Origin of the sequence: Alkalibacterium gilvum, from assembly GCF_900109085.1 — a bacterium.
In the GTDB taxonomy this organism is placed as follows: Bacteria; Bacillota; Bacilli; order Lactobacillales; family Carnobacteriaceae_A; genus Alkalibacterium; species Alkalibacterium gilvum.
Genome location: NZ_FNYW01000023.1, coordinates 1 through 20,893, shown reverse-complemented (window position 1 = coordinate 20,893; position 20,893 = coordinate 1). Strand labels below are relative to the sequence as shown.

Genomic DNA, 20,893 nt, shown 5'->3' with positions numbered 1-20,893 from the left:
ACAACGCTTCTATCTATTTCTGTCAAGTACGGCTAATTGTAATCGTATCTTTTCTTTTTTTGTCTTACCTTCAATTGCTTCTAAACGTATTCGCCCATATTGTCTTATAGATATGACATCATGTATTCCCAAAGCAACATCCGGCCTAAGGCTTTCACGCCAGTTTATTTTCACTTTATTAGATGCGATAAGTTCCTTAGATTTTTGTCTTGAAACGTGAAAAACATTTGCTAAAACCACATCTAACCTTAAGGAAGATACAATCACTGCTTTTTCCTCCCAAGAATCTTTAGGTATAATAATATCCGTATAAGGCACTTCATTTAGCTTAACAGATATGTTATCGATTTTTGTTAATGAAGAATACAAATATGCCAATATAGATTCATCAACAAAAAATTGCCATTCTTCACCATCTGATATAATGTCACCAATCAATTCTCGTTTAATACCGGCTCCCATAATGGTTCCTAATATTTTCCCGTGTGATAGTTCTGCAAATTTTTTGGGATATCGAATTTCCACGATTTTAATTTCAAAATCATCTTGAGATGGTTCAAAATATGATGGGGAAAGAAACAGCCGTTTTCTTTCGGCTGCCTCATATCCTCCAAACGCTTCAATTTTTACATCGCTATGTTGGCCAATCATTGATTCCACAATATACTGTTCACGTGGATTTAAAAACGGTGTAAGATACGGTGAATATTGAAATTCTACCTTTTGAAGCCAGTCAGCCACTTGGTCTATAAAGAATTTTTCTTCTTCTCTAAAGTGTTGATAAATATCTTCCATTTGATCATCATCCAATTTAAATTAATAGATTAAATACAAGCTGAAATACAGCCGTCACTCCATATTCTATAAACCTTAAAGCGAAAAAAGCAACAATTCCGGCTAGACTGATCATACCAATAGGCGGAACGAATTGTCGAAAGATACCTACATACGGTTCACAAATTCGTATCAGGAATTGACCGAGTTTTGATTGATAGGCACCAGGCATCCAAGACAATAAAAAATAAACAACTAAGGCAATCCTATAAAGATTAATACCTTGTAGTATCAATCTGTGCATTGCTATTAATATTTGTGCTAACATAGTAACAATTAGGACTCCATTCTAATTAAAATTCATTATTTTGTAGTGACTGTAGTTCTGAGCCATCGATTTCGAATGACTGAGGTGTACAGATAAATATTTCTTCTCCCAATCGTTCAATATCACCCTTTACGGCATAGGTTGTGCCCATGAGAAAATCAAGCATTTTTTTTGCTTGTTTTTTTTCCATTCTTCTAAAGTTAAGAATTACAGACTGATTATTTAATAATATGTCAGCAATCGATTGAACTTCTGAGTATAAGCGCGGCTCAACAACTTTAATTTTAGGTTTTTTAATTGCTTGTTGTTGATTTATTGCTACAATATTTTGATTCTTGCTTTTATGACTAACTCTTCGATTGTCTACTGATAAAGATTGTGACGATTTTTTTGATTCTTTTTGAGCTATCTTTTCAGTATCGTCGTACTCAAAATCATCATCCGTATCATTTAGAGAAAAATAATCATTGAATTTATCTTTTAAACTCATTTATTCTCTTCCTTTCAAATGAATTATTTTCGTCTTCGTCTAAAGAAAGGCGGTGTGTCAACTTCCTCATCAGACTTATCTTCTGTCGAATCTTCTCGCTCAAATAGATTTTTAGTTGATTCTGATTTACTTTCAACTTTCTCGTCTAGATCAGCATTGTGTCTATCTCTTAGATTCGGCTCTTTTCGAATATCCCAATTACCAAAAGGGTCTTTTTCTTTATTCACAGAAGCTGACTGATTAGAGCTCTTTTGTTTCGTCTGTTTAGGCTTGGTGCTTCTTTTTTCTGGATCAATACCTGTGGCAATAACCGTTACGATAACTTCATCACCCAGATCTTCATTTACTGAAGTTCCGAAAATAATATTAACTTCATTTGTAGCTGCAGCAGATACGATATCTGAGGCATCTTGTGCTTCAAACAAGGTTAAATCAGAACCACCTGTTATGTTTAGTAGCACATTTTCTGCACCGTCTAAGGACACCTCTAAAAGTGGTGAAGAAATAGCTTTTTTAGTTGCTTCTGCTGTTCTATTTTCCCCAGTAGCTGTTCCGATTCCCATTAATGCTGAGCCTTGATTTTCCATAACTGTCTTAACGTCAGCGAAGTCAAGGTTAACATAGCCCGGGTTAGTAATCAGGTCAGAAATCCCTTGAACACCTTGTCGCAAGACATTATCCGCTTCTCTGAAAGCTTCCATCATAGGGGTCTTTTTATCAACGATTTCAAGCAAACGATTATTTGAAATCGTAACCAGTGTATCGACATGTTCACGCATAGAAGCAATTCCTTCAGCAGCGAAACGTCCTTTTTTAGGTCCTTCAAATGTAAAGGGTCTAGTGATTACTCCTACTGTTAGTGCGCCTTGCTCTTTGGCAATTCTAGCAACAATTCCAGCAGCACCAGTACCTGTTCCTCCGCCCATTCCAGCAGTAACGAAAACCATGTCTGCACCGTTTAATGCTTCAGCGATAGCCTCTTCACTTTCCTCAGCAGATTTTCTTCCAACTTCAGGATTAGCGCCCGCCCCAAGTCCGCGAGTTAATTTTGGTCCGAGTTGTATTTTAGTTTCAGCACTCATCATATCTAATGCTTGTAAATCGGTATTGGCTACAATAAACTCAACACCCTCAACACCATCTTCAATCATACGGTTGACAGCATTACCACCTGCGCCACCTACACCAATTACTTTTAATTTTGCTCCATTTGCAGCAAAAGAATCAAATTCTAAATCCATATTGTTTATCCTCCTGTAAAAAAATTAATTGCTAGTCAAAAAAATGTGCTAAGAAATTTTTTATTTTATCTATAAATGTTCCCTCGTTGTCTTCGGTACTACTCTTTTGTTGTACTGGTAATTGCATTTTTTCATCAGTTTGATGTTTCACCATCTTTTGTGATCGACTTGTATCATTAAATAAGGCATAGTGATTCATCATTTCATGAATATCATCCATATTAGCCTTATAATAAACCAACGAGATCCCGTTTGTGAATGATGGATAGCGTACACCCATGAAGTCAGGAACATATTTCTTCACATTGACTTCAAATATCGCTTCTGCCAGTTCTTCTATTCGAGGTATAGCTGATGTCCCTCCCGTCAGGATAACCCCCCCAGGGAGTTCTAGCGCTCCTATTTCATCTAATTCTGTTTTTATTTTTTCAAAAATCTGAGCTATCCTAGCTTCAATAATTTCTGCTATATATGATTCTTTAACTTGAACTTTTTGATCTTGCCCTACAACATCTATAGAGACAGTCTGATCGTTATTTAAATCATTTTCATCAATAAAACCATAACCGACTTCTCTCTTTATTTTTTCTGCTTTTTTCAAAGAAGTATTCAAAACTACGGATATGTCTTTGGTTATGTTGTCTCCACCTTCTTTAATAATACTAGAAAACTTAACTTGCTCATCATGAATAGCAGAGACAGTTGTTTGCCCTCCACCAAGATCAATTTGTATCGTACCAAACTGTCTTTCATCTTCAGAGTGTATCAGTTCGGACATCGCTTTAGGCTGGAATAGTAAATCATTGATGTCGTAACCTGCGTTGTTAACGCTCTTTTTGATATTATGAAGCACGGTTTTTGAAATAGTTAGTACTGTGCCATAACATTCTATTTGGTTTCCAACCATTTTTCTAGGATCAATAATATCTTCGAAGCCATCAATTATAAATTCTTCAATCATCATAGAAAGTAGTGCTTGATCTGAAGATACTTTCTTTTCACGAATTTGGTTTACCATGTTCTTAATTACGTCATCATCCACTTCCTGGTTAGTACTTGAAATGTTGACACTAACATGGAAGGGTTCAATATCAATATTCACAGCAGGCACACCAACAATTAATGAATCAATAGCTACACCTGCTTTTTCTTCAGCCTGATTCACTGCCTTGCTGATAGATTGCGCTGTTTCATCTATATCTACAATTAATCCTTTACTTATACCACTCGTTCGTTCACTTCCAACTCCAATAACATTCATCTGACTATTTAAAACCTCAGAAACAATGACTTTAATTGAAGTGGTTCCAATATCTAAGCTCGTATAAACACCATTTTTCATTTTATTGAAACCTCCTATCTTCAATGCTTTAGCACTTTTAAGATATTTATTAATTTTTTTTGATGTTAAAGTTATTACTCCAATTCATTTTACCATAAAACGACTCTTAGAATGAAGAGTGTTTACTGATTTATCAGTATTTTTCAATTACGTTTATGTAACAGTCCGAAATATAGTCCTTTTAAAACTTAAATAAGTGGGAGGTCTTGATGCACCCATGCTTATTATTCAACATCATCAAGCATTTCAGTTTCTTCCTCGCTTGAGAAGGGTATGAAGTATGCTCCTGCTTCCAAGTCAAATAACCCTTTTTTTTGATCTACAGCTTCTCTCATTTCTTGATAGTAATTTAATCTATCTGAAAAGCTTGGTATGGTGACAAGAACTTCATTACCATCGTTCATAAAAATCTGAACGAGTCGCTTATCAGGATTTTCTCTCAAAAACTCGATTTCTGAAACCATCTTTTTAACATTATCATCTAATTTTTTATATTCATCGAGAAACTGTACGAGAACCGTTCCTTTTTCAAAACTATGAAGGATTGGATGAGTAGAATTCAAATTGGCTACAGAAGCATCTAGAATTTCACCATTTTCTAATATTTTTTTGTACGTCTGTTCTTCCGATAAATAAGCAACTGTTTTATATTCTTTCACTATAAGAGTGAAATCTTGAATATCTGATAGAGTTAATTTTACATTTTTTATTTGCGGATTAGACTTTTCAATTTGTAATTCTATGTCACTTTTATTTAAATAATTTTCCCAAATAGACTCTCCAGATTTCAATCCACTAGAATCAAGAATTTCTTGATCATAAACTTCATCTGTTCCAGTAACGTAAACATCCTCTAACAACCTGTAGGGACTGATAAAATAAACAGAGATGAGCAGTACAATAACAAACATTAAAACAATACCCATCCACTTTATCAGTCTTTTTCGACTATTCTTCATAGAAATGAGAGTTGATTCAGAAAAGTTACGCTTTTTTTTATTTTTTTTTATCTTTTTCTTATTCTTTCTCATAGAACAATCTCCTAAAGTGACTCGGCTTTTAGTTGTTTTAAAATTACATTTATAATCAAATCTGATGCATTGGGTTTCCCCAGTTCTTTAGATGCTTGACTCATCTTATCTCTTTCAAACGTACTGTTCATCAAAAAGTCTATTTTCTCAATAAATTCATTTTCATTTAAATCTGTTTCTTCAATCATTAACGCGGCTCCATTATCAACAAGACTTTGTGCATTTTTAGTTTGATGATCCTCTGTAACATTCGGACTCGGGATTAAAACGCTTGGTATACCCAATGATGTTAGTTCAGCTAGGGTTGTCGCTCCGCTTCTAGAGATGACTAATGAAACAGAGGCAAACACTTTTGGTAAGTTATTGATATAAGGGACAATTTGTATGTTATCCAACCTGTTTAGATCGATTGATTCGCGCTTTCGCCATTCTTCCACAATAGACGAATAATGTTGTTTCCCAGTTATGAATAGAGTTTGATACTCTTTATTCATTAATTGGCTGCCACTCTTTAGCACTGCCTCATTTATTTTAAGAGCACCTCGGCTCCCTCCAAAAATTAAAACAGTTGGTTTGTGTGGTTTTAAATTATATTTCTTTAGTACATCTGTTTTTACGTACTCTGACACCTCTTGAGCCCGAGGATTTCCAGTATACACAACCTTATCTTGATTTGCTCCGAATTGTTCTCGTGCTTCTGGAAAACAAATCGCAATCGCAGAAGCATATCTGGCTAAGAACTTGTTGGTCAAACCAACTACACTATTTTGTTCATGAATGATTGTAGGAACCTTTAATTTAGCTGCTGCATAACAAACAGGCGCACTAACGTATCCACCTGTTCCAATGACGACATTTGGCTTAAATTTTTTCACTATTTGCTTAGCTTTAAAAATAGACGTGAGAAATAATTTTAAAGTATTTAAATTATATAAAATGCCTTTTATATTCATACTTCTTTTAAAACCTTCTACTTCAAGTGGTTCAAATGTATACCCTTGTTCTGGTACAATCGTACTTTCCAAGCCACGATGTGTCCCTACATATAGGAATTCAATATCTTTATTAAGTTCTTTCATTCTGTTCATTAAAGCAAGCGCAGGATAAATGTGACCACCTGTGCCGCCTCCAGTAACTAATATTCTCATCATATTTGCACCAGCGTGCTTCCTCCTTTTATATTGAAAGACCAAGTCCTTTAACAGTTTCTATGAAATCATCGCCACGTTCTTCAAAGTTATTATATTGATCCCAACTAGCACAAGCAGGTGAGAGTAATATAATATCTCCCTCTTGACTGTTCTTAAATCCAGCTTGGGTTGCATCAGATACTGTTTCTTTAACGATTACAGTATCAATATTCGCTTTCTTAGCAACCTCAGCTAATTGGTTCTTTGTTTCACCAAAAGTAACGAGTGTTTTTACATTTTTTTTCAATACTGGAATCAAATCTTCATGTGATTCTTCTCTGTCTAAGCCACCCGCAATAAGAATAACAGGCTTAGAAAAGCTCTCTAAAGCATTAATTGTTGCCAGTGAGTTCGTAGCTTTTGAATCATTATAAAATGCTCGCCCATCAAGCGTCTCGACATGCTGCATCCGATGTTTTACTCCTTTAAATTTATAAAAGGCGTGTTTAATATTATTATTTGATACTCCCTTAATTTTTGCTACCACAATAGCAGCTAAGGCATTTTCTAAATTATGTTCGCCTGGAATGAGCACATGGTCAGTCGGCATAACCTCTTCACCATTAAATACTATCATCCCATTCTTTATACACGCACCATATTTCAATTCTGTCTTTCTTGAAAAAGGTATGGGTTTCGCCTTGGATTCAGTTCTTACTAGCTGCACAAGTTCCTCTTGATCTTGGTTAAAAATAATATAATCTGATTCTTTTTGATTTTTTGTAATAGCCATTTTTGCTTTTACATATTCTTCTCGACTATTGTGATAATCCAAGTGAGCTGAATATATATTAGTAATAACGGCAATCATTGGATGAAATTTATCTATTCCCATTAATTGAAAACTTGAAATCTCTAATACCAAATCATCTTTCTTGGAACTATTTTGCGCGACTAGACTAGCAGGGATTCCTATATTCCCTACTGCATACGCTTCACCATTCAGCCGATTTTCATTTAATAATGCTTCACACATCATTGTTGTCGTTGTTTTTCCATTCGTACCAGTAATTGCGATGATTGGGCTTTCAGATATTCTATATGCCAGTTCAACTTCTGTAATAATTTTGATTTTTTTCTCTAATGCTCTTTTCAAGAGTGGATTAGAATAAGGAATGCCCGGATTTTTAACAATGAAATCTAGTGGTTTCTTCAGAATCTCTAAAGGATGCCCACCAGATATAACCTTTATTCCTTTATCTTCTAAGTCTTGGGCCTCTGGATTAGCACTTAAATCTTTAAAATCGTTAACAACTACATTAGATCCTAGACGATTAAGCAGTAAAGCAGCATTATATCCTGAGACGGCAAGTCCCAGAACTAGAACGTTTTTATCTTTGAAATATTCTACATTTTCCATATTAGATCCCTCTTTTTAACTGTTCTATGTTTGATTGTACAGTGAATGTGAAAAAACTGGAAGTAGAAAAACTACCACCAGCTTTTTAATCCTGTTATAAAACAAACAATGTCACCATCGAAGCAATCAGGGTAATGAATGAGAAAATAATAACTATTTTCCATTCGCCCCATCCAATCATTTCAAAATGATGGTGGATAGGACTCATCTTGAACACCCGTTTACCCGTCAACTTAAAAGAAGTGACCTGAATCATTACACTAGCTGTTTCCATAACAAATATAATTCCTATCAATAATAATGTCCACGCTTGATTTAAAATAATTGACACCCCTGCTAATCCTGCACCTAACGCAAGGGACCCAACATCTCCCATGAATATTTTTGCTGGCTTTCTATTAAACAGGAAAAAACCTGCTAATGCGCCTAAAATAGCACTGGTGAAAATAGCAACATCATATCGTTCTTGGATAACTGCTATAATCGTATAGCTAAAATACGCTATAAAAGCAGTTGTTGTAAGCAGACCATCTAGTCCATCTGTCAAGTTTGTGGCATTAGAAAATCCAACCAACCAAAAGAGTATAAAAACAACGTAAAAAACACCTAGATTTATATTCACTCCAAAGGGTAGCGCGATACTATCTATACCTAATATTTGTGATACACCTAGATAGAAAAGTACTGCTGCTACAATTTGACCAATTAATTTTTGTAGGCTTGTTAAACCGAGGTTGCGTTTCAGCATAACTTTAATGTAATCATCAATGAAGCCAATACTCCCATAAACTAACAATATAAATATTAGCAATAGAATGAGTTTGAAATTGACGGGGAATACCGCACTAAAGAGTAATGATACAAGGGACGCAGCAATCAATATAGATATGCCCCCCATTGTAGGAGTCCCTGATTTCACTTCATGCCATGATGGCCCTTCTCCTCTTGTGGTTTGACCTAATTGTTTTTTTCTAAATATTTTAATAAATACAGGTGTTAGACCTGTAACGATTAATCCACTTAAGAGAAATGGATAAAGTAATTGAATAATTTGCACAGTTATTTCCTTTCATAAATCCTATTTATTCGTTTGCTGATAAAGTCACTGTTATCTTTGTTTCACTTTCTATAAAAGAGTTTGGACTAACATTTTGCGATTCAACAAATCCTTCGCCTGAAAAACTAACATCAACACCTGTTAACTCTGACAGTTTAATAACATCACCTCTAGACCATCCCGTTAAATCGGGTAATGTCATTGCCCCATTGGTCATTAAGATTATTCTATCAGAATTATTTATTTCTGAATTAGCAAGTGGGTATTGTTGTACTATTTTATCACCAGTACCTATTATACTAACATTTTTTCCATTCATTTTTTCATCATTTATCACTTCTTGGGTATTCTTTTGTATTAAATTATCCATATTTTCATAAGTTAATTCAAATTCACTTTTTAAATCTTCAGATGAATAATACTCAAGTGCACGTTTCATCACTGGATTAAATATTTTTTGAACAACATGGCTTCCGTGACCAACGCCATTTAACTTTGGCTTTTGTACGGTTACGTAAAATATGAGTTCAGGGTCTTCAACTGGTCCCATGCCTACAACAGAATAGACATAATTAGAATTACCTGTTAGATAGCTACCATCTTCACCTACAATTTGAGCTGTTCCTGTTTTTGCTGCTATTTCAAATCCATCTATGGCATACCCTCTTGCTGTACCTACTTCACTATTCACTGTTTCGGTTAAATAGTCAAGAGTCTGGTCAGCTGCTTTCTCCGACAAAAGAGTAGGGATTTCTGCTGAATCAAAACTCTCTTTTTGCTCATTTTCACCATTACTAATTGCTTTGACTAAGTGGGGTTGTACCATTTTCCCCTTATTTGTTAGGGCAGAAAATGCTTGTAACATTTGTACTGGTGTCACAGAAATGCCTTGGCCGAAAGAGGTATTCACCTGTTGAAGAACACTGCTATATGGATTGGATCCAGCATACTCATTGGGCAGTGATATACCCGTTGGTTGGCCAAATCCATAACTATCTAAGTGTTCTTTCCAAGTATCTAACCCCATCTTTTGCACTTGATGAACAAAAGCTACGTTACTCGAGCGAGCAACCCCTTCTAAGTATGATATCGTTCCCCATCCTTCAGGCTTAACATCATGGACAGTCCCTCCACCAACTTGTATTTTACCCGATTTATAATAATCGTTAGGATTAAAAACGCCCTCCTCGACTGCTGAAGCTAATGTCATCGCTTTAAGTGTAGATCCTGGATCAAATGTATACTCTGTAAGATAATTTTGCCAGGTCTGGTCTATTCCTTCTTTCGTGGTACCATTAAACGTTGGACGTTGTGTGGTTGCAAGTATTTCCCCGGTCTTTGCGTGCATCAATGTCGCAGTTAAAACCTCTGGCTCATGTTGCTCATTGACTTCTTCCACAATACTTTCCAGATATATTTGCATCCTTCTATCTAGCGTTAGCTGAATATCTTTCCCGTTTGTAGGCTCCACTTCTTTAATTTCTTGATCAGGGATTACATATCCAAACCTATCTCTTTGATATTCAATCCATCCATCTTTTCCACTTAAACTATCATCAAATTCTTTTTCTAGCCCAAGAACTCCATGAAGCGTTTGGTCCTCTTGGTTTTCCATGTCACTTTGAGCCAGGCCTATAGTATGTGAAGCAAATATTCCGTTTGGATAAAGCCTACTTTTTTTCTCTTCAAATGTTATTCCAGTTAGTTCTTCTTCCTCAAGTTCCTCTTCAATTGCGCTCACTGTTTCATACGTTAAGTTTTTCCCAGCACTTCCAAATTCAACTTGACTATTTTCCTGAGTCAGTCGTTCTACCAATTCCTTTTCACTCATCGATAAATGTTTTGTTAAAATTTGGGCTACTGCCTCTGGTTCTTGAATATGAATAGGATTTTCTGATGTTGACCATTCATTCGTCAACACGGCTATCATTTTATACGTATTTGAATCCATTGCAATTGGATTCCCAGCAGAGTCATATATAGTCCCACGGTTAGCTTGTAGTATATTGTTCCTTGTATAAAGGTTGTGTACGTTTGATACTAAATTTTCTCCATTGACTTCACCTTTAACCATTATCCATGCAAAACGCGAAAAGATACTAAAAAATAAAATAAAACAAAAAATATACAGCACAATCGCTATATATTTTCTATTACGAAAGGGATTCGATTCTTTTAATTTCTTTTTTATCTGTTTCATTCAAAAACATTCCTGATTTGATTTTCATTCATTTCAAGATTATTTTCTTTGGCAATTGAATAGACACGGTCATATCGAGATAATTCTTGAACGTTCTGCTCATAATTAGTATTTTCAACTTGTACCATAGATGCCTCTGCTTTTATGTCCTGTATACTTCTATTCATTGTAGAGACTTGCATAGATAACGAAATGTGTCCTGCAGCCATAAGGAAAAGAATAGACATAAGTAGACTGCTTACGATCAACTCCATTCGAGTTAACCCTTTTTTATATAATTTTTTTCGGATGTTTTTTTCTTGCTTCTGATTTGGTTCTGCTTGTCGGTATGGCGTTTGTTGTGCTTGGTCAGTTAATTCCCTAGCTAAGTTATCATTCATCATAGGTAACAGTCCCCTTTCTACAAGTAAATCGAATAAGTATTATTTTTCTCTCTGTTTTTTTGCAATTCTAAGTTTAGCACTACGAGAGCGATTGTTATTTGTCAACTCTTCGTCGCTAGGAAGTATGGGCTTTTTATTGACCATTTTCAATATAGGTTGTTTGTGATCCGGAACAATCGGTAGCCCCCGAGGTAAATCAGGTAATTGTGAATAACCTTTATATAGTTGTTTAACAATACGATCTTCTAAAGAATGAAAGGTAATTGCACTTATTCTTCCATCAACGTTTATAATATCAACGGCTTGTTCGAGTGAGCTTTCTAGAGCTCCCAGTTCATCGTTGACTGCTATGCGTAATGCCTGAAAAACTCGTTTAGCAGGATGCCCCCCTTTTCTTCTTGCGGGTGCGGGTATTGCATCTTTTATAATATCTACTAGTTCATGTGTTGTATCTATCGTTTGTTCATTACGGGCACTCTCTATTTTTCGAGCAATCTGCTTGGAGAACTTTTCTTCTCCGTATCTAAAAAATATGCGCACTAAACTACTATAATCCCAATGATTGACAATATAATGTGCAGTAAGTTCTTGATCTTGATTCATTCTCATATCTAAACGTGCATCTTTATGATAACTAAAGCCACGTTCTGTTACATCAAGCTGTGGTGAAGAAACCCCCAAATCATAAAGAACTCCGTCTACTTTCAATACATTTCTAGATAGAAGCGCTTCTTTTAAATTTTTAAAATTATCATGAATAAATATGAGTTTTCCGCTCTCTATTTCATCTGAAAGTTGATCACGTGCACTTTCTATAGCGGTCATATCTTGATCAAAGGCATATACACGACCTTTGGAACTAAGCTTACTCAAAAGAAGTGTCGTATGTCCTGCTCCCCCCAAGGTACAGTCTACATAAATACCATCAGGCTTTACATCAAGACCATCCACCGTTTCATTTAATAGTACTGTTTCGTGTTTAAATTCCGACATTTTGCTACTCCTCTGTTCCCTGTGTTTATAAACCAAAGTCAATCATTTCTTCAGCTATATCTTCAAAAGATTCATTTGCTTCTTCTGCGAATGATGTCCATCGCTCTTCGCTCCATATTTCTATTCGATCAGAGACGCCTATAACAAAACATGCTTTATTTAAGGATGCGTGTTTTATTAATGTGTTGGGCAAATTAATGCGCCCTTGTTTATCCAAAGAGCATTCAGTCGCGGCTGAATAAAGAAAGCGTGTAAACGCTCTCGTTTCTTTTTTAGCGAGTGGCAGCTGTTTTAGTTTTGCTTCAAGTTGCTTCCACTCTTCCATAGGGTATCCGAAGAGACAACCATCTAGTCCTCTTGTAACAATAAAGTTGCTACCTAAATCGTCTCTAAATTTTGAAGGGATAATCAGTCGTCCTTTAGTATCAATAGAATGCTTATGTTCACCTAGTAACAACTTTATCCCCTCCTCCCACTTATATGTAAAAGTCTACCACAATTCCCCACTTTTCACCACATTATTAATAATAAAAAGATGATTTTTGTATTTAAAATAAAAAAAACCTAGCTGTATAGATAAACAGCTAGGGAACACGTGTTTATTAAGTTTTTATGACGACTACTCGCTCTCTTTTTTATAAAAAAAACACCCATATTCCAGTTCCTATGTACGCGACCAAACAGACAATAAATACAATCCGCCACCATATTCGTATAAACGTATAAATACTCAACTCTTTTTTATAAAAGGCAAGGTAAGTAGCTAATGAGATAGCTATTAATGAAATAATAATAGCTATATACGGAATAAGATTTATTGGTAAATATAAATGGCTCATAATAAACAGAAGCAAAAACATATATGGGATAATAAGATCGACTAATTTTATAGAAAGACGTAATCGTTTAAATTGCTTGCTGACAAATCCAGAAAAAAGTAATATGATAAATGGCACAGAATAAAACCCAACGAATGGGAATAGTTCAGAAATCGTGTGCACGCTCTCACTTCCATTTCCTATCAAATAAAATCGATTATCCGATAATTTATATGACGATTATATCACATAAAAATCAAAAAAGTACTTATGAACATTTGTCATAAGCACTTTTTTGCTTTGCTTTAAAGAATGATTAGATTATCCTTCTTTATTGATTACTTCTTTACCTGCGTAATGTCCGCATGAAGGGCAAACGTGATGATTACGTTTAACTTCTCCACAGTTTGGACAATCACTCATGTTTGGAAGATCCAATTTAATATGAGTACGTCTTTTTGCTTTTCTGCTAGTAGATGTTCTTCTTTTAGGTACTGCCATTTTCCAACACACCTCCTTAAAAGGTTTCTGATTTTATCGATTAATCGTTATTGTCTTCGAAGAGACCCTTGAGTACTGCAAACCTCGGATCACCTTCATCACTAGATGAATACATATCATTATTATGTTTATCTTCAGGTAAAACAACCCAATCGCTACCTTTTGGCATTTCATCCGACTCAAGTTCTTTTGATGTGAAGATTTGGGATGGCTTACTTGTTAATATAGCATCTTCTATCGGTTTTTTAAGATCAAGTGTATCAGTGGATAAAGGTTCAACCAATTCTCCTTCTGAAAATTGTTCTACACTTACTGAAGAATCATTTGCCAAGTAAACTTCTGAAAAAGGTACTGTCATCAACATTTCAACAGGCTCTAAAGAGCGCGAAGAAGGTAATTTAACAGTTACATTAATCATCATATCAACATAATATACAGATTTCTCATCAACTGACACTGTTCCTTTTAAAGAAACTGGACTTGCTGAAAGTATAGAATCATCTCGTTCTTTCAAAGACTTTTCTAAATCAACAGTACCATCTATAGTTAATGGAGAATCTTGATATTTTTTCAATTCATTTAATGCCCATTTTATCTTCATAGACTTCACCTCAGTGCTAAGCGTCCTTTGTCAAATAATGTTATAGGCACAAACATTACGATTTTTTTAATTGTTTAATTAAGCAACAAAAATAATTATACTAGTTTAAAAAGGTTATGTCAATCAATTTTTATAGGCTTTCTTCTAAAATCTTGACTTTTTATCTTACAACTGTCCGCTAACCTATACACATTACCTACAGTGATATCATAAGAGAGTAGTGTGCTATTTTTTTGATTAACGTTAGTAATAAGTGGTGTTTTAATTTGTCTTTTCATTTTACTAAGATAGGCCTGCCCTGTTTTGTTAAAACCAAGAACTCGAATGTAATCTATTTTTTTCAACCTACCCTCAACTTCTTCTTTTTTTTGATCAAGAAGAATGTAGAAACATAGACGTTGTAACCTCGTCCAAGAAAGTTGTTTCGTCTTGAGCCTTGTTAAGAAATCCGTCATGCTTTCAGCTTCTTTAATGACAGCTTTAATCCTATACTCAAGCCCTTCCTCCATTAGATAGATTTGATTTAATTCTTCTAGAGAGGCAGTTAATATTTTGTATTTTAAATACGGAAAGAAATCTTCCCAATGAACTAGCTTACTCTGATGCAAACAGAGCTGTGTCTCTTTGGGGAAAGGGAGCTTTTTTTTATATAACCATTCATCAGAAGACAAAAGTAATTTTCTAATAGCAGTGGCACTTGCTATTCTATCATCAGCTTTTACTTTTTGATCATGATAATGACTGTTTTTTCTTCTTATTGTTTGAATGCTAATTGGCTCACTTTTCTTTTGTAATTCTTTAGCATAGGCAAATCCCAGCATATTATTGGGTTGAGTTAAATCAAGTGTAATTTCTGGAAAGTACTTTTTTAGTAATTGGCTCATATTTTTAGCATACGTTAATTCTTGCGCTTGTTTTTTTTGAAAGATTTTATTGATCAATTCTTCATTTTCAAGATATATTTTTGCAGCTTCGCTAAAATCTTTTCCCTCACCTGTTTCACTCCCAAAACTTAAGACATCAATCCCAAGTTTCACTAACAAGCTAATGGCGCCTTTTGCAAATAAATCTGCAGGTTGCACGCTGAAAGCTGAGGGGATTTCTACAACCATATCTGCACCGTGTTGAATTGCCACAGATGCTCTTTGCCATTTATCAATAATTGCCGGTTCTCCCCGCTGAAGAAAATTCCCTGACATGGCTACGATCATTACATCTGCTCCTGTTTTTTTCTTCGCCTCTTCAAGCTGATATAAATGGCCATTGTGGAAAGGATTGTATTCTGTTACAACGCCACATATTTTCATTATCTAACTCCTTATCATTTAGAACATGCAAAGAACCAGCGCTTGCTATCATCTGTTACTTCTTCTGTAAAATCAGCTTTTATTTCTATATTTAAAAATCCTACTTCTTTCAATAACTTTGAATAGGTTTCTAGTGGATAAGTTCGTTCTTTGTGTACTTCTTCATAGCGTTCATATCTATTTTCAGTATCGTTCACAAAAAATGATAATTGATGCTCCACTGAGTGCGGATGATCTCCTTCAAAGCTATCCCATAGAAAGACAATATTATCTGTCTCTGCATGAAAGGATGTCCTTAAAAATTCTGAAATTTGATAAATTGAATGGACATCAAAAAGAAACATACCACCTTTTTCAAGTTTGCTGTAAACTTCTTTGAAGACCGATAACAACTCATTCTCATTCTTCATATAACAAAGGGCGTCACTATAGCAGATAATATTGGAATAAAGGGGTAAATCTGCTAAATTTTTCATATCCCCCTGAATCAAAGGAAATGTAACGCCTGACTCCATTTGTCTGTTGAACGCTAGGCTCAGCATTTCATCAGATAAATCTAGACCGGATATATCATAACCCTTTTCTTTTAATTTTATTCCTAAAATCCCTGTCCCACTACCTAGTTCCAAAATTTGTTCTTCATTGGGTATGTGTTCCTCAGTATACTTTAACCACTGCTGGTATAATGTTTCATCCATCAAATCATCATAAACTTTCGCAAACCAGTTGTAATCCATTAATCTAACCAGTTGCTAATATCTACATGTCCAGCATCGGACCATAAACGCTCTAATTTATAAAATTCACGCTCTTCTTCATTAAATAAATGGATGATAACGTCACCTAAGTCAATAAGAATCCATTTTCCTTCGTCTTTACCCTCTATACGCTTTATTTCATTCCCATGTTCATCTGCTTCATCTAAAATATTTCGAGCAATAGCATTTAATTGCCTCTCGTTATTAGCATGCAATATAACAAAGTAGTCTGCTAATAAAGAAACTTCTTTCATATCAAGAGCAACAATATCATTTGCTTGTTTAGAATCTGCTGCTTTTACAACTTGTTCAAGTAAATCAAGTGATTTCTGCATTTTATTTTCTCCTTAATTTTTAGCTACCCATGTGTTATATGTCTCAACAGCTTTAGGGTATATTTTCTTTTTGTTCTTAACTAAATATTTTAGCGTTTGCCCTGTAATATAAGTAACGGCTTTTTCTAAATCCAAATCAGCAAGTTCCCTCGCTTTTTCTACTCCTTTTTGAGAGCGTTTAGGCTCAATGTAATCAGCTATATAGATAACCTGAGCTATCCTCCCCATCATCGGACCTCCGATAGTATGCACTTTGATTGCTTCTAAAACCTCTTCGTCCTCAAGCTCAAATTCATTTTTCATAAGCATAGCACCCAACGGACCGTGCCATATATTGTTGCCAAATTGAAGCATATCTAATTCTAGGTTTTCACTAATTATGAGATCTCTCATTTCAGCATCAGGTCTTTCTTTCGCATAGTCATGAGCCAAAGCTGCAATACTGACTTTTTCCTTATCGATATCATATTTATCAGCAAGTTTTAAAGCGGTTTGTTCAACTCTTAAAACATGCTGATATCTACTAGAACTCATAGATTCATTCATAATATTGATAAGTTCTTTTCTGTTTAACCGGATATAATTATTCTGATAATCTACTTCTGTATCATTCATTTTTATACAGTCCTTCACTTTCAATATACTTCTCCACCTCTTCAGAAACTAAATATCTTATAGAGCACTGATCACTTACTTTTTGGCGAATAAGTGTTGAACTTATATCGATGTTAGGAACATCTACTGCAATAACAGGATACCCAGTATTCATACTATAACTTGGGCGATTCACTGCAACAAATTGAACCATACTTAATAGTTCCTCGATTTTATACCAATTTTTCAGATCTTGAACCATATCCGCACCAATTATAAAATAGTAATCGACATCAGGGTTAGCATTTTTAAGTTCATAAACTGTGTCATGTGTGAAACTTTTGCCTCCACGCTTCAGCTCTAATTCTTCTATTTTAAAATCCTGGTTGCTCTTAATTGTTTCAGACAGCATGGTTAGGCGATGCTGTCCATCAATTGTCTTTTTTTCTTTTTTATGTGGAGGTTCTGCGCTTGGTATAAATAGAATTTCTTCTAGATCAAGTTGGTCCTTCACTTGTTCTGCTATTACCAAATGTCCCAAATGCGGTGGATTAAATGTTCCACCTAAAATGCCTACTTTTCTTTTAGGTAGTGCCCCATACACCTCGGTTAAAGTTTCTGGTTCCATAACATTTGTAACTTTATTAACCAACGCTGCTTCTCTCCTTTTTATGAATGATTAGATTTAGGCATGCGAGATGAATAGCGCTGATATTTTTCCTTATCGGATGCTTTATAAAGCACTAATACTTTGCCTACTTTTTGTACAACTGTTATATCTGAGTTTTCTTCAATAAATGCAACGGCTTCGCTGGCTGTCCAGTCTGTATTTTGAAGTAATTGAACTTTCATTAATTCTTTATTTTCTATCGAGTCTTGAAATTCCGTTATCATGTCAACAGTCAATCCATTTTTACCTATTTGAAAAATAGGTGATAAACCGTTTGCTTCTGATCTCAAAAAACGTTTTTGTTTACCTGTAAAATTCATATTCATCCTCTTTTCTTAATAGTTCCTTTTTTAAATAAGCTGTTTTCTTATTGTAACGTCCACGCCTGCAGGAGCCCATCCAGCAACAATAATATCTGAAGCGTCTGTTGAAACCCATCCTAAGCCACTGAACACTATATCAGAAGGCTCTTTTATTTTAAATTCGTATCGCTTTAATGCAGGCAATTCGCTAGCTGAATCAAGATTTGGCGGTGTAAGCAACTTGCCTAATTGAGTCTCATAAAGTTCATCCGCTTTTTCCGTCTTCGTTCGATGCGTATACAGTTCATTAGATACATAACATACGAAAGATTCTTTACTTTCGCCCATCACATAGTCAAAACGTGCGAGCCCCCCAAAGAATAATGTCTGATCATCATTCAATTGATACGTTTTTGGCTTCACTTCTTTTCTTGGTGTTACAACCTTCAAATCTTTAGCATCTAGATAATGAGACAGCTGACTTTTTTGAATGATACCAGGTGTGTCTACTAGTATTTTATCATCATCCAATGGAATTTCAATTTTACCCAATGTGGTCCCAGGGAAATAGGATGTTGTGATTACATTTTCAGTATCAGCAGCAATATTTATAATTTGGTTAATCAACGTAGATTTTCCTACGTTTGTCGTTCCAACAACATACACATCTCTTCCTTGACGCTCTTTATCCAGGTTCTGCATAAAATCTTCTACTGATTTTTTGCTTAGAGCACTTGTCAAGTAGACATTTTGAGGTCTTATACCATAACTGTGTACTTGCTCTGTTACCCACTGACGAACCTTACCATTTTGAAGAGACTTCGGAAGCAAATCACTTTTATTCGCAACAATTAATATAGGATTATTCCCTGCAAATCTTTGTATTCCAGAAATAATACTCCCACTGAAATCAAATAAATCTACAACGTTGACTATAAGAGCATCTTCTACACTTAACTCGTGTAGCATGTTCAAAAAGTCATCATCGCTTAATTCTATATCCTGTACCTCGTTATAATGTCTAAGACGGAAGCAACGTTTACAATAAATAGGATCTTCTGAATTTTTCTTATTTAGAACTGAAGCCGGTAGAAAACCTGACTTTAGTTTATCTTCTGATTGCAATAAAGCGCCACATCCTATGCAGCTTAAATCATTATTCTGTAATTCGTCTGACATCTATTGTATCTCTCCATTTCATTTCGGGGTCTTTTTTTATTAGATATTTCATTATCTTCAGCTCTATATATCTATTTAGTCGAGTATTCCATGCATCAGAATCTAAAATAGGTTTTACAAGGACCGTTTTTAATCCTGTTTCATTTGCACCTCTTATATCAGTAATTACCTGATCGCCAACCATGAGCCATTCGTCTTTGTCAAAAGCGTATTTCTTCACTGCCTTTTTAAACCCTATCGTTAATGGCTTCATGGCGTTAGGAACAAAGTCTAAATCAAGTATCGTTGCAACTTTCTTTACTCTTTTTCTTGAATTATTTGATAGTATAACCACTTTAATATCATTTTGTTTCATTGTTTTGATCCATTCAATCGTTTCCTCTGTTGCTTCAGGGTTATTCCAAGCGATAAGTGTATTATCTAAATCGGTTAAGACTGCTTTTATATTTTTACTCTTCAACTGTTCAGGTGTTATCTGGTAGATTGATTCAACCATCCATGTGGGTTTAAAACTATTAAACATACGATCACTCCTTACTAAAATCATTTTAAATGCAAAAGTTTTCCTAAAAAAAAGAAAGTACACAAAGCACTTTCTTTTGTGCACTTCTTACCTTTCAGTAGATGTTGGTGCAGGCTGAATCAGCTCAAGTATTTCTACAGCTACGTAATCAATATTATCAAATTCGTAGGTCTGATTGTTTATTCTATCTTCAAGTTCAAACATATTGGATTTATTATCATAACGTACAATACATTTTTCTTGGCCATTTCGCTCGAAGCGTCTTACCTGTAATTCACCTGTTTGGTCTTCGCGCATTGCCTCAAGTCTTTTAATTATGGGTATAAGTTGGGACGGTTCCATTTTTTTACCATTCCTCTCCTTTTGTTTCTTCACCTTCATATTTTACCAGATTTTTATGTAAATTACGATAAAATCACATCAAATAGACAATGTTTTAAAATAAAAAACTCTTAATCTTCAAATATATATATGACGCACTCAACTAAAACAATAGACACTCGCCATAAAGAATCTATGTGAAACTTTTTCAAAAATTCATTTAAATACATATCTAATAAAAAGGATCCTAAAAAGAAAGGTTCTATAATTAATCGTGTTGGTGAGTTCTAAAAACTCGCTGGCACGTTTTTTTGTATATCAATAGAAAAAGGCCAGTAGATTCCCTTATAATTAAGTCGACGAAAACCAATCAAAGGAGAATCTACATGACCCACTCTCATATTATACGAAATTCACTAAATATTAAAGATGAAAACATTATTTTTGATGTAAATAATTATCTTTGTCCCGAAGAAAAGATAAAAGAGACGAACTACTTAGTTTATCAAGCTACATTGACATACAAGCCGAAGGCTTGTCATCACTGCGGATCGATGAATGAGGAACACTCGATTACTAAAAACGGTACAAAAAT

General features: G+C 34.8%; 25 protein-coding genes and 1 pseudogene. 1 reads left to right on the top strand and 25 read right to left on the bottom strand.

The genetic code is table 11. The features are described from left to right. Positions 1-9 precede the first annotated feature (9 nt). The 25 genes from BMX83_RS06710 to BMX83_RS06590 all read right to left on the bottom strand — a co-directional run bounded on the left by BMX83_RS06710 (position 10) and on the right by BMX83_RS06590 (position 20,319). Complete coding sequence (locus tag BMX83_RS06710) at positions 10-795, bottom strand: YlmH family RNA-binding protein (RefSeq protein ID WP_091635055.1); 786 nt, start codon at positions 793-795, stop codon at positions 10-12. 16 nt (positions 796-811) lie between these two features. Next, on the bottom strand, positions 812-1,069 hold the full coding sequence (locus BMX83_RS06705; protein WP_425425838.1) for a YggT family protein: 258 nt from the start codon (positions 1,067-1,069) through the stop codon (positions 812-814). A gap of 58 nt (positions 1,070-1,127) precedes the next feature. Continuing rightward, positions 1,128-1,592, bottom strand: coding sequence for a cell division protein SepF (locus BMX83_RS06700; RefSeq protein ID WP_091635050.1), 465 nt, complete (start codon positions 1,590-1,592; stop codon positions 1,128-1,130). A gap of 23 nt (positions 1,593-1,615) precedes the next feature. Next, positions 1,616-2,833: a cell division protein FtsZ gene (gene ftsZ, locus BMX83_RS06695; protein ID WP_091635047.1), complete on the bottom strand. Its 1,218-nt coding sequence runs from the start codon at positions 2,831-2,833 to the stop codon at positions 1,616-1,618. 31 nt (positions 2,834-2,864) lie between these two features. Then, a complete protein-coding gene (gene ftsA, locus BMX83_RS06690) occupies positions 2,865-4,175 on the bottom strand; it encodes a cell division protein FtsA (protein ID WP_091635045.1) in 1,311 nt (436 codons plus the stop codon). Positions 4,176-4,399: 224 nt separating this feature from the next. Beyond that, complete coding sequence (locus BMX83_RS06685) at positions 4,400-5,206, bottom strand: cell division protein FtsQ/DivIB (RefSeq protein ID WP_091635042.1); 807 nt, start codon at positions 5,204-5,206, stop codon at positions 4,400-4,402. A gap of 11 nt (positions 5,207-5,217) precedes the next feature. Next, positions 5,218-6,354, bottom strand: coding sequence for an undecaprenyldiphospho-muramoylpentapeptide beta-N-acetylglucosaminyltransferase (gene murG / locus BMX83_RS06680; RefSeq protein ID WP_091635126.1), 1,137 nt, complete (start codon positions 6,352-6,354; stop codon positions 5,218-5,220). Between the two features lie 28 nt (positions 6,355-6,382). After that, on the bottom strand, positions 6,383-7,756 hold the full coding sequence (gene murD, locus BMX83_RS06675; protein WP_091635039.1) for a UDP-N-acetylmuramoyl-L-alanine--D-glutamate ligase: 1,374 nt from the start codon (positions 7,754-7,756) through the stop codon (positions 6,383-6,385). A gap of 94 nt (positions 7,757-7,850) precedes the next feature. After that, a complete protein-coding gene (mraY, locus tag BMX83_RS06670; RefSeq protein ID WP_091635036.1) occupies positions 7,851-8,813 on the bottom strand; it encodes a phospho-N-acetylmuramoyl-pentapeptide-transferase in 963 nt (320 codons plus the stop codon). A 25-nt stretch (positions 8,814-8,838) separates the two neighbouring features. After that, a complete protein-coding gene (locus BMX83_RS06665; protein ID WP_091635033.1) occupies positions 8,839-11,013 on the bottom strand; it encodes a penicillin-binding transpeptidase domain-containing protein in 2,175 nt (724 codons plus the stop codon). Beyond that, positions 11,010-11,396 (bottom strand): cell division protein FtsL, encoded by a 387-nt coding sequence (ftsL, locus tag BMX83_RS06660; protein ID WP_091635030.1) that lies wholly within the window; start codon positions 11,394-11,396, stop codon positions 11,010-11,012. The genes BMX83_RS06665 and ftsL overlap by 4 nt, the downstream gene beginning before the upstream one ends. A gap of 39 nt (positions 11,397-11,435) precedes the next feature. Then, positions 11,436-12,389, bottom strand: a complete 954-nt coding sequence (rsmH, locus tag BMX83_RS06655) for a 16S rRNA (cytosine(1402)-N(4))-methyltransferase RsmH (protein WP_091635027.1) — start codon at positions 12,387-12,389, stop codon at positions 11,436-11,438. 25 nt (positions 12,390-12,414) lie between these two features. After that, a complete protein-coding gene (gene mraZ / locus BMX83_RS06650; protein ID WP_091635025.1) occupies positions 12,415-12,846 on the bottom strand; it encodes a division/cell wall cluster transcriptional repressor MraZ in 432 nt (143 codons plus the stop codon). Positions 12,847-13,024: 178 nt separating this feature from the next. Further along, on the bottom strand, positions 13,025-13,345 hold the full coding sequence (locus BMX83_RS11195) for a DUF3397 family protein (RefSeq protein ID WP_425425839.1): 321 nt from the start codon (positions 13,343-13,345) through the stop codon (positions 13,025-13,027). A 183-nt stretch (positions 13,346-13,528) separates the two neighbouring features. Next, entirely contained in the window at positions 13,529-13,708 is a 180-nt protein-coding gene (rpmF, locus tag BMX83_RS06640; protein WP_091527771.1) for a 50S ribosomal protein L32, read from the bottom strand. Between the two features lie 40 nt (positions 13,709-13,748). Continuing rightward, complete coding sequence (locus BMX83_RS06635; RefSeq protein WP_091635019.1) at positions 13,749-14,309, bottom strand: YceD family protein; 561 nt, start codon at positions 14,307-14,309, stop codon at positions 13,749-13,751. A gap of 119 nt (positions 14,310-14,428) precedes the next feature. Next, positions 14,429-15,616: a nucleotidyltransferase gene (locus tag BMX83_RS06630; protein ID WP_091635016.1), complete on the bottom strand. Its 1,188-nt coding sequence runs from the start codon at positions 15,614-15,616 to the stop codon at positions 14,429-14,431. 14 nt (positions 15,617-15,630) lie between these two features. Continuing rightward, entirely contained in the window at positions 15,631-16,353 is a 723-nt protein-coding gene (locus BMX83_RS06625; protein ID WP_091635014.1) for a class I SAM-dependent DNA methyltransferase, read from the bottom strand. Next, complete coding sequence (rsfS, locus tag BMX83_RS06620) at positions 16,353-16,709, bottom strand: ribosome silencing factor (RefSeq protein WP_091635011.1); 357 nt, start codon at positions 16,707-16,709, stop codon at positions 16,353-16,355. Before rsfS ends, BMX83_RS06625 begins: the two co-directional genes overlap by 1 nt. Positions 16,710-16,721: 12 nt before the next feature. Beyond that, positions 16,722-17,324 (bottom strand): bis(5'-nucleosyl)-tetraphosphatase (symmetrical) YqeK, encoded by a 603-nt coding sequence (gene yqeK / locus BMX83_RS06615; protein ID WP_091635009.1) that lies wholly within the window; start codon positions 17,322-17,324, stop codon positions 16,722-16,724. Then, complete coding sequence (locus BMX83_RS06610) at positions 17,317-17,955, bottom strand: nicotinate-nucleotide adenylyltransferase (RefSeq protein WP_245746643.1); 639 nt, start codon at positions 17,953-17,955, stop codon at positions 17,317-17,319. Before BMX83_RS06610 ends, yqeK begins: the two co-directional genes overlap by 8 nt. A 17-nt stretch (positions 17,956-17,972) precedes the next feature. Beyond that, entirely contained in the window at positions 17,973-18,293 is a 321-nt protein-coding gene (yhbY, locus tag BMX83_RS06605) for a ribosome assembly RNA-binding protein YhbY (protein WP_091635006.1), read from the bottom strand. Between the two features lie 30 nt (positions 18,294-18,323). Next, complete coding sequence (gene yqeH / locus BMX83_RS06600) at positions 18,324-19,454, bottom strand: ribosome biogenesis GTPase YqeH (protein WP_091635004.1); 1,131 nt, start codon at positions 19,452-19,454, stop codon at positions 18,324-18,326. Further along, entirely contained in the window at positions 19,432-19,977 is a 546-nt protein-coding gene (locus BMX83_RS06595) for a YqeG family HAD IIIA-type phosphatase (RefSeq protein ID WP_091635001.1), read from the bottom strand. Before BMX83_RS06595 ends, yqeH begins: the two co-directional genes overlap by 23 nt. 87 nt (positions 19,978-20,064) lie before the next feature. Beyond that, entirely contained in the window at positions 20,065-20,319 is a 255-nt protein-coding gene (locus BMX83_RS06590) for a YkuJ family protein (RefSeq protein WP_091634999.1), read from the bottom strand. A gap of 365 nt (positions 20,320-20,684) precedes the next feature. On the opposite strand from BMX83_RS06590, the pseudogene BMX83_RS06585 reads away from it, so the two are divergent. Then, positions 20,685-20,893, top strand: a pseudogene (locus BMX83_RS06585) (hypothetical protein); the annotation flags it as partial.

Excerpts from the sequence above, each read along its gene's own strand:
- BMX83_RS06710 (WP_091635055.1), bottom strand. The coding sequence starts at position 795 with ATGGAAGATATTTATCAACACTTTAGAGAAGAAGAAAAATTCTTTATA.
- BMX83_RS06700 (WP_091635050.1), bottom strand. The coding sequence starts at position 1,592 with ATGAGTTTAAAAGATAAATTCAATGATTATTTTTCTCTAAATGATACG.
- ftsZ (WP_091635047.1), bottom strand. The coding sequence starts at position 2,833 with ATGGATTTAGAATTTGATTCTTTTGCTGCAAATGGAGCAAAATTAAAA.
- ftsA (WP_091635045.1), bottom strand. The coding sequence starts at position 4,175 with ATGAAAAATGGTGTTTATACGAGCTTAGATATTGGAACCACTTCAATT.
- BMX83_RS06685 (WP_091635042.1), bottom strand. The coding sequence starts at position 5,206 with ATGAGAAAGAATAAGAAAAAGATAAAAAAAAATAAAAAAAAGCGTAAC.
- murG (WP_091635126.1), bottom strand. The coding sequence starts at position 6,354 with ATGAGAATATTAGTTACTGGAGGCGGCACAGGTGGTCACATTTATCCT.
- murD (WP_091635039.1), bottom strand. The coding sequence starts at position 7,756 with ATGGAAAATGTAGAATATTTCAAAGATAAAAACGTTCTAGTTCTGGGA.
- BMX83_RS06665 (WP_091635033.1), bottom strand. The coding sequence starts at position 11,013 with ATGAAACAGATAAAAAAGAAATTAAAAGAATCGAATCCCTTTCGTAAT.
- ftsL (WP_091635030.1), bottom strand. The coding sequence starts at position 11,396 with ATGATGAATGATAACTTAGCTAGGGAATTAACTGACCAAGCACAACAA.
- rsmH (WP_091635027.1), bottom strand. The coding sequence starts at position 12,389 with ATGTCGGAATTTAAACACGAAACAGTACTATTAAATGAAACGGTGGAT.
- rpmF (WP_091527771.1), bottom strand. The coding sequence starts at position 13,708 with ATGGCAGTACCTAAAAGAAGAACATCTACTAGCAGAAAAGCAAAAAGA.
- BMX83_RS06635 (WP_091635019.1), bottom strand. The coding sequence starts at position 14,309 with ATGAAGATAAAATGGGCATTAAATGAATTGAAAAAATATCAAGATTCT.
- BMX83_RS06630 (WP_091635016.1), bottom strand. The coding sequence starts at position 15,616 with ATGAAAATATGTGGCGTTGTAACAGAATACAATCCTTTCCACAATGGC.
- BMX83_RS06625 (WP_091635014.1), bottom strand. The coding sequence starts at position 16,353 with ATGGATTACAACTGGTTTGCGAAAGTTTATGATGATTTGATGGATGAA.
- rsfS (WP_091635011.1), bottom strand. The coding sequence starts at position 16,709 with ATGCAGAAATCACTTGATTTACTTGAACAAGTTGTAAAAGCAGCAGAT.
- yqeK (WP_091635009.1), bottom strand. The coding sequence starts at position 17,324 with ATGAATGATACAGAAGTAGATTATCAGAATAATTATATCCGGTTAAAC.
- yhbY (WP_091635006.1), bottom strand. The coding sequence starts at position 18,293 with ATGAATTTTACAGGTAAACAAAAACGTTTTTTGAGATCAGAAGCAAAC.
- yqeH (WP_091635004.1), bottom strand. The coding sequence starts at position 19,454 with ATGTCAGACGAATTACAGAATAATGATTTAAGCTGCATAGGATGTGGC.
- BMX83_RS06595 (WP_091635001.1), bottom strand. The coding sequence starts at position 19,977 with ATGTTTAATAGTTTTAAACCCACATGGATGGTTGAATCAATCTACCAG.
- BMX83_RS06590 (WP_091634999.1), bottom strand. The coding sequence starts at position 20,319 with ATGGAACCGTCCCAACTTATACCCATAATTAAAAGACTTGAGGCAATG.